This is a genomic window from Oerskovia sp. NPDC056781 (assembly GCF_042789955.1).
Classification (GTDB): Bacteria; Actinomycetota; Actinomycetes; order Actinomycetales; family Cellulomonadaceae; genus Oerskovia; species Oerskovia rustica.
In genome coordinates this window covers 1-7,295 of the sequence record NZ_JBHUAD010000204.1, presented here as the reverse complement: position 1 = coordinate 7,295, position 7,295 = coordinate 1, and the positions used below count along the sequence as shown (strand labels likewise).

Sequence of the window (7,295 nt, the reverse complement as noted above, 5' to 3'; positions counted from 1 at the left end):
GTGGGACAGCCCGGCGTCGACCACGGGCCCGACGACGGCGCTCACCTCGCGCGGCACGTCACCTCCGGCGAACGTCGCCCCACCGCTGCCGTCACCCCTGCGGGACGAGCTGCTGCAACGCCCAGGTGTTGCCGTCCGGGTCGCTGAAGTACGTGAACCGGCCCCACGGCAGGTCTTCGACGGGAGGGGCGTCGACACCGTGGTCGAGGAGGTGCTGACGGGCCTCGTCGGCGTCGGGCACGACGATCTGCAGGCCGCGCTGCGCGCCCGACGGCATGTCGGTCATGTTGACGTCGAGCACGATCGAGCAGGCGGAACCCGGTGGGGTCAGTTGCACGAACCGCAGGTCCTCGTCGACGGGGATGTCGTGGTCGGCGTTGAACCCGACCTGGTCGACGTAGAACGCCTTGGCCCGGTCGATGTCCGACACGGGCACGGGGATGAGCTCGAGCTTCCAGTCCATGGTCGTCGCTCCTTGCTGATCGGCTGCAGACGTGCGCGGCCCCGCCGACAGGTGTGCGGTGGGCACGTCTCCACCGTACGAAGAGAAGCGGCCACCCGCTGACCGGGACTCTCGCGGCACCGCGGCGGGGCTCAGGCGCGGCGGGTCACCGGGGCCACGGGGGTCGCCGCCTCGGCCGCCTCGACCACCGCCTCGGCCGCCGCGACGACCCCGAGCTCGGAGGCGTCGGAGACCAGCACCGGCTCGTCGGCGGTGTCAGGCACGTCGGTCGAGCCTGCTGCGGCGCCGGGAGCCGCCCGCAGCGACCGCGTGAGGCTCAGCAGCAGCAGTCCTGCGACCGAGATGACGCCGAACATCACTGCGGCCATGGTGATCGTGACGTCGCCGCCGATGAGGCCCGTCAGGGGTGCGATGCCCGCACCGACGCCGAACTGCATGGCCCCGAGCAGGGCTGCGGCGCTGCCCGCACGGTGCGCGTTGCGCTCGAGGGCGACCGCGGGGACCGACGGCATGACGAACCCGGCCGTGCCGAGCGTCAGGACGATGAGAGCGACGATCACGGGCAGGCCTGCGCCGCTCAGGGTCGCGGCGAACAGCGCGGCCGACAGCAGGATCCCGACCGGCACGATCACGCGCAGGATCTGCGCGGGCGTCACGCGCCCGACGAGCGCGCCGTTGACCTGGCTGCCGATCGTGACCGACACCGCGCCCGCGCCGAAGATGATCGCGTACTGCTGGGCGCTCAGGCCGAACTGCTCCTGGAACACGAACGTCGACGCCGAGATGTAGGTGAACATCGCGGCCATGTAGAACCCGCCGAGCAGCGCGAGGCCGAAGAACGACCAGTCGCGCACGAGGGAACCGTACGAGCGCAGCGCCGCGACCGTCCCTCCGGTCCGCCGCATCGACGGGGGCAGCGACTCCTTGAGGCGCAGCGCGGCGAGGACGAGCAGCAGCACGCCGAAGACGGCGAGGGCCACGAACATCAGGCGCCACGAGCCCATGCGCAGGAACTGGGCGCCGATCGTCGGGGCCAGGATCGGCGCGACGCCCACGACGAGCATGAGGCGCGCGATGACCTTGCCGACGAGGAAGCCCTCGAAGTTGTCACGCACGATCGCCATCGACAGGACCATGCCGGCCGCGGCCGTGAGGCCCTGGACGAACCGCAGCACGGTCAGCATCTCGATCGACTGGACGAACACGATCCCGACCGAGGCCAGCACGTAGATCGAGAGCGCGGACAGCAGCGGGAGTCGCCGCCCGACCGCGTCGGAGAGCGAGCCGATGAGGAGCTGGCCCAGCGCGAGGCCCGCGAGGGTCGCGGTGAGCGTGAGCTGGATGCGGGACTCGGTCGTGCCGAGCTCCGTGACGATCTGCGGGAAGGCCGAGAGGTACAGGTCGATCGTGAGCGGGCCGATCGCCGTGAGGGCCGACAGGAGCAGGACGAAGCCGACGGTGATCCGGGTGGCGCGCGTGGGCGCGGTCGCTGACGACGCTGGTGGTGGGGTGGCCATGACTGCGCCAACCCCGACCGCCAGGTCGTTGTTCCCGGACGGCGTACGGCATCCGAGGGGTGAGACGGGTCAGGCCTGGGCGCGCGCGTCGCGCCACGCGACCCACTGCTTCACGAGGGACAGGTCGTAGTCGGGTCCGCTGACCCCGACGGTGAGGAGCGTCGCGCCGAGGCCCACGAGCTCCTCGCCCACCTCGGCGGGCGGGCGGTTGACCGCGACCGAGCGCTCGACGAGCGAGGCCGTGTCCCGGCCGACGGCGGCGCCGTGCTCGTCGAGGATCGCGCTCTTGCGGGCGAGCGTCGCGGCGTCGCCGAACGAGTGCCAGGCCGTCGCGTGCTCGGCGACGATGCGTAGCGTCTTCCGCTCACCACCGCCGCCGACGAGGATCGGGATCTCGCGCGTGGGCGCCGGGTTGGACGCGGCCCAGCGGGACTTGATGCGGGGGAGCGCGTCCGCGAGGTCGGCGATGCGCGAGCCCGCGGTGCCGAACTCGTAGCCGAACCGGTCGTAGTCCTTCTCGAACCAGCCGGCGCCGATCCCGAGGATCAGGCGGCCGCCCGAGATGTGGTCGACCGTCCGGGCCATGTCGGCGAGCAGCTCGGGGTTGCGGTAGCTGTTGCACGTGACGAGCGCCCCGATCTCGACGCGGCTCGTCTGCTCGGCCCACGCACCGAGCATGGTCCAGCACTCGAAGTGCTTGCCGTCGGGGTCGCCGGTGAGCGGGAAGAAGTGGTCCCAGTTGAAGATCACGTCGACCCCGGCGTCCTCGGCGCGGGCGACCGCGTCACGGATCTGGGGGTAGTCGGCATGCTGGGGCTGGAGCTGGACACCGATGCGTACGGGACGAGTCATGGGGATCACCCTAGGCAGACGGCGTGCCGTGGTGGCGAGCCCATTCCCGAGGACGCACCCAACTCCGCAGGTCACAGATGTGCAACGGCCAGGCGATGTCCAGATTCGGCACCTACTGTGGGCGGATGAAGCGATGGTGGTGGGTGGTCGGCGGGCTCGTCGTCCTGGTGCTCGTGCTCGTGGTGGTGGACCGTGTCACGGTGCGTATCGCCGAGGCGACCGCGGTGCGGTCCATGGAGCAGGGGGACGTCGAGCTGACCGACGCGAACCTCGACGTCCTGGGCTTCCCGTTCCTGACCCAGGTCGCGGGTGGCGAGCTGGACCACGTCACGGGATCCGCCGCGACGGCGACGTTCGGCGGGTACACCGTGACCGACCTGCGCCTCGACGCCCACGGCGTCTCCACCAGCGACCCCTACGTCGTGCGGTCGGGAACCGCGACGGGGTTCCTCGCGCCGTCGTCGCTCGACGCGGTCGTGAGCAAGGCGGCCGGCGACCCGGTCACGTTCAGCACCGAAGGGGACCTGCTCGTCGCGAGCATGGACGTCCTGGGGGTGCCGCTGTCCGCGAGGCTCACGCCGCGCGTCGACGGCAACACGATCGCGGTCGACGTCTCCGCGCTCACCCTCGGCCCCGCGACCATCACGATCTCGGACCTCCCGGCCCCGATCGCAAGGCTCGTGACGAACCTGACGGTCCCGCTCGACCTCCCGACCGGCGTGAGCCTCACGTCGGTCGGGGTGAGCGACGGGGCGATCCGGGTCGAGCTGTCCGGGAAGGACGTCGCGCTCGCCGACCTCGCGGTGTCGTGAGCCGGGCGTGAGAGACCGGGTGAGGTGAGAGACATGGCGGGTGCCGGGTCGCCCGACGCGGCGACGGTCGTCGCGACCCGCCTCGCAGCGCACCACCTGCGGGGCGCCGGTCTCGCGAGCGTGCGCGACGTCGTCGGGCAGCTGGGGGCCGTCCAGTCGCAAGAGTTCCACCCGTCCCTGTGGGGGATCGCGCAGCGCACCGAGGGGACGCCGTCCGCCGCGTCGGTCCGCGACGACTTCTCCGCGGGAGCGTTCCTGCGCACGCACGTCCTGCGCCCCACGTGGCACCACGTCCTGCCCGACGACGCCCGCTGGCTCCTGCGGCTCACCGCGCCCCGGGTGCATCGCCTCAACCGGCCGTACTACCCGGACCTGGGCGGCCCGGCGCACGACGCGGCCGCGACCGACCTGCTCGCCGAGGCCGTCGCGGAAGGGAACCACCGCACGCGGGCCGAGCTCGCGGCGCTGCTCGCGGACCGTGGCCTGCCGTCGAACGGGCTCGCGTTCACGTACATCGTGATGCGGGCCGAGCTCGACGGGGTCCTCGTCAGCGGCGTACTTCGCGGCAGGCAGCAGACGTACGCGGCGTTCGACGAGCGCGTGCCCGCGGGCTTCGGGCCCCTCGGCGCGACGTACGACGACGACGCCGCGCTCGTCGAGCTGCTGCGGCGGTACCTGCGCAGCCGGGGGCTCGCGACGGTCAAGGACTTCGCGGGCTGGTCGGGTCTCACGCTGACGCGGACACGCGAGGGGCTGGCGCTGCTCGGCGCGGACGTCGAGCAGGTCGCAGGCGCGGGCGATGCCGAAGGCCTGTCGTTCTGGCGGCTGGTCGACGGCCCGCCTTCGGCCGCGCAGGGCGCCTCCGAGCGCGTTGAACAGGTGGACCTGCTCCAGGGGTACGACGAGTACTTCGTGTCGTACAAGGACAGCCGCGACCTGGCCCGCGACCCGCTCTCGGCCGAGGCGCCCGCCGTGCTCCCGCTGCGCCTTCCCGGCAAGGAGGTGTCGCCGTTCCTGCACGTGATCGCCGTGGACGGCCGCGTCGTCGGGCGGTGGCGGCACGCCCTGACCGCGAGGACCCTGCGCCTCGACACCCAGCTCTTCCGGCCGCTGACCCGGGCCGAGCAGCAGGGCCTCGACGCCCAGGCGGAACGGCTCGCGGCTCACTGGGCGCTAAGCCTCGAACGAGATGCCAGGTGAACTCTTCCAGTGGGTCAGTCTTCATGCTCACTGTCACAAGAAAGTCGGCTCGCTGGGCTCTGGTATCAACGCATGGGAGGATGTCGCCATGACATCATCGTTCGAGCGCGTCACGGTGGACGTGGGGGCGCTGCAACTTGACATCTCGAACTCCCGAATCGATCAGGTCTTCGACCAGGAATCCGCGATTGATTCGATCGTGGAAGACCAAGGAATGAAACTGGCGGATCTGGCTCGAAGCGTCGCAGAACGCGGCCTCAATCCGGCCGAGCCATGGATTGTTGTAAACGAGGACGAGCGCTTTGTCGTGCTCGAGGGAAATCGTCGAGTTACGGTGCTCAAACTTCTAGCAGACCCATCCCTGTCCAAAGATCTCCAACTTCAGGCAAAGTTGCTCGAAATCTCTCGCAAACACGGGAAGGGGCCGCATAAAGTTGATTGCGCTCTTGCGCCCAGCAGAGATGAGGCTCACTACTGGATCGGCCTCCTTCATGATACTCAACAAGGCGGGAAGGCTCGACAGCGATGGAGTTCTATCCAGTCGAATCGTCACTCGCGAAAGCCGTCAACTGATGTCGATAAGGCTGTTAGATTTGCCGTATTCGCAGAGGATTTTCTCGGTGATGATCCCGCTGCTCAGGCAGATCTTATTAAGGCCATGAAGGAGCGCCCCACGACGCTGGGTCGAATCATAGGTGACCCGGATGTGCGCAATGACATCGGAATTACATTGGGGCCAGATGGGGTATCTGCGAGCCACGCCAAAGAGGAAGTTGCTCCAATTGTGCGTCGAATTATCGGCGACGCAGCTAATGGCATCACCGTTACAGATGTGCACACGAAGAAGAAGCGTCAACAGTATGTCAACGAAGTTCTGGGTGAGATCCCTCGTCCGCGAACCCGCGTTGTGAAGGAAATTCCCACGGTCTTGAATGTGGGTGCATCGAACGAACTGCCACTGGAAGTTTCACCGGCAAGGCCTCCGCGAAAGTCACAGCGTGATGAGCGCGTCATTTTCGAGCGGGTCAGCCTTGGAAGCCTTAGTGTCGGGACTCAGCAAGTCCTCCGGTCGACGCGGCTTTTGCCGATTGTAGACAATGCACGGATTTGCGCGCTCCTTATTCGGATCATTGTGGAACTGGCCGCGACGGAGGTCGGGGTAACTCAGGGATGGTGCAAGGAAGGCGATGCTTTTCGCGACAAGATTCGAAAGTGCATCCTTGGTCTTGATCCGGCCGCGGAAAATCCGTTGAAGAGAGACAAGCGATACGAGCAGCTTTGGCTATCTGCACAGAAGAACTCGGACGATCCTTCGCTGAGCGAGCTTCACATGTATGTTCACAACCCCGTTGCCGTCGCCGACACTGGCACAGTGCTTCGCCGGTCGGCGATGGCCGGACCCTTTCTGCAGGCTCTTAATGATACGTTTGGACGACGATAGGCATATGAGATACGTCAGCCCGCTTCGCTATCCGGGCGGCAAGGCGAGATTGGCGCCATTCATATCGTCGCTCATTGAAGCGCAGGATCGTGCACCCGTTTCGTTCGCTGAACCATTCGCAGGGGGTGCTGGCGCAGCCTTGCGGCTGTTGGTGGACGGAAGTGTCGAGAAGGTCTACCTTAATGATCTGAACCTGGGGATCGCTTCGTTCTGGCGAGCCGTTTTTGAGGAAGGTGAGCGACTTGCTCAGGTAATTGAAACCACGAAGGTTGATCTTGACACATGGCGCCTTGCCCGGGATGTCTATCAGGCGGGAGCGACCGAGACCACGTTTGAGCTTGGTTTTGCGACTTTTCTGTTGAATCGATGCAACCGCTCGGGAATTTTGGACGCTCGCCCGATTGGTGGATTCGAGCAGAACGGTACTTGGAAGATTGATGCTCGATACAACCATGTTGCTCTGGCGGCGAGGGTTCGAAAACTGTGGGCGTATCGGGATCGAGTCTCGGTTAGCGCTCTCGACGGGAGAGAATTCCTGACGAGGCTATCAACGGACGAGCCGGACGTTCTTGTATATGTGGATCCTCCGTATCTAGTGCAAGGCGAGCGCCTGTACTTGGATTCGCTTTCGTCTGGTGACCATGCGCGGCTCGCGAAAATGCTAAAGAGCTCTGATTTGCGCTGGTTTCTCACCTATGACGTGGATTCGAGGATAACGGAGGACTTGTATCAAGGGCTGCGGGCGGCAACCTTCGACATTGCACACACTGCGCAGCGCCAGCATGTTGGTGAAGAGATTGTAGTGTTCAGTAACGGGTTGATCATTCCGGATGTCCCGCTAATTGGAAAGTCTAGGGCGCGTTGGGATGCCATCGAGCGACTATCGCTTCGATGAGTCGCTCTGGGCTCGCGGTTGGTCCTGGGCGCGTAGTTTCAATGGTTCGGAACTTGGTCAAGCGTGAGTCGCCTGATAGATCCCCGGGCGCGAGGGTGCCTGCGCCCTCTCGGGC

7 protein-coding genes are annotated in these 7,295 nt (G+C 66.6%); 4 read left to right on the top strand and 3 right to left on the bottom strand.

Annotated features, from left to right (window positions below):
- Nucleotides 1-91: 91 nt before the first annotated feature.
- The 3 genes from ACFRCR_RS15055 to ACFRCR_RS15045 form a co-directional block, all read right to left on the bottom strand.
- The gene (locus tag ACFRCR_RS15055; RefSeq protein WP_377678639.1) at nt 92-463 is read right to left on the bottom strand and encodes a VOC family protein; all 372 of its coding nucleotides are present in this window, start codon (nt 461-463) and stop codon (nt 92-94) included.
- Nucleotides 464-594: 131 nt separating this feature from the next.
- Nucleotides 595-1,980 carry a multidrug effflux MFS transporter gene (locus ACFRCR_RS15050; RefSeq protein WP_377678637.1) on the bottom strand — a complete coding sequence of 462 codons (1,386 nt, stop codon included), beginning with the start codon at nt 1,978-1,980 and terminating at the stop codon, nt 595-597.
- A 69-nt stretch (nt 1,981-2,049) separates the two neighbouring features.
- Nucleotides 2,050-2,832, bottom strand: coding sequence for an LLM class F420-dependent oxidoreductase (locus ACFRCR_RS15045; protein ID WP_377678635.1), 783 nt, complete (start codon nt 2,830-2,832; stop codon nt 2,050-2,052).
- A 125-nt stretch (nt 2,833-2,957) separates the two neighbouring features.
- On the opposite strand from ACFRCR_RS15045, the gene ACFRCR_RS15040 reads away from it, so the two are divergent.
- From ACFRCR_RS15040 to ACFRCR_RS15025, 4 genes are all read left to right on the top strand, one after another.
- A complete protein-coding gene (locus ACFRCR_RS15040; RefSeq protein ID WP_377678633.1) occupies nt 2,958-3,644 on the top strand; it encodes a DUF2993 domain-containing protein in 687 nt (228 codons plus the stop codon).
- Nucleotides 3,645-3,677: 33 nt separating this feature from the next.
- On the top strand, nt 3,678-4,844 hold the full coding sequence (locus tag ACFRCR_RS15035) for a winged helix DNA-binding domain-containing protein (RefSeq protein ID WP_377678631.1): 1,167 nt from the start codon (nt 3,678-3,680) through the stop codon (nt 4,842-4,844).
- Between the two features lie 88 nt (nt 4,845-4,932).
- On the top strand, nt 4,933-6,285 hold the full coding sequence (locus tag ACFRCR_RS15030; RefSeq protein WP_377678629.1) for a hypothetical protein: 1,353 nt from the start codon (nt 4,933-4,935) through the stop codon (nt 6,283-6,285).
- Between the two features lie 4 nt (nt 6,286-6,289).
- Nucleotides 6,290-7,180, top strand: a complete 891-nt coding sequence (locus tag ACFRCR_RS15025) for a DNA adenine methylase (RefSeq protein WP_377678627.1) — start codon at nt 6,290-6,292, stop codon at nt 7,178-7,180.
- Nucleotides 7,181-7,295 lie beyond the last annotated feature (115 nt).